Below are 599 nucleotides of genomic sequence, written 5' to 3' on the forward strand. Positions count from 1 at the left end.
ATTGAGTAGTGTGTCGTAGCAGATGGCAGGATTAATCCCACAAGATTTTATAGAAGACCTCGTCGCGCGAGTGCCTATCGCCGAAGTTGTGGGTTCGCGCGTACAGCTTAAAAAAGCGGGTACTGCACTGAAGGCCTGTTGTCCTTTCCATCAAGAAAAAACACCCTCTTTTCACGTTAACGCTCAAAAGAACTTCTACCACTGCTTTGGTTGTGGCGCGAGTGGTAACAGTATTAACTTCCTGCGCGAACACGATAACCTGGATTTTAATGAAGCGGTTGAAGAGCTGGCGAAGATCGCTGGCATCGAGGTGCCGAGAGACGAAAAAGTCCAAAAGGTATACAGCCTTCAAGCAAAGTTGTGGGAAGCTTTAGAGTACGCAAATCTGAAATACAGGGATGCGCTAAAGTCTCATGCCAATAAATCGCGTGCTCAGGACTACCTGAAAAGGCGTGGCTTGTCGGACGAAGTGATTGAGCGCTTCGCTATCGGCTTTGCACCGGCCGAGCGGGATTTTCTGAGTGCTAAAGCCGCCCCAGAAACCTTAAAGTCACTCATTCAGACCAAAACCGTTCTCGATAAGTACGACAACCCCTTTG

1 protein-coding gene is annotated in these 599 nt (G+C 48.6%); it reads left to right on the plus strand.

The window, feature by feature from the left end:
* Positions 1–22: 22 nt before the first annotated feature.
* Positions 23–599: CHC2 zinc finger domain-containing protein (locus tag A3766_RS23295; RefSeq protein WP_231882973.1), on the plus strand; the 577-nt coding region annotated here is incomplete at its 3' end.

It is taken from the genome of Oleiphilus sp. HI0132 (assembly GCF_001635845.1).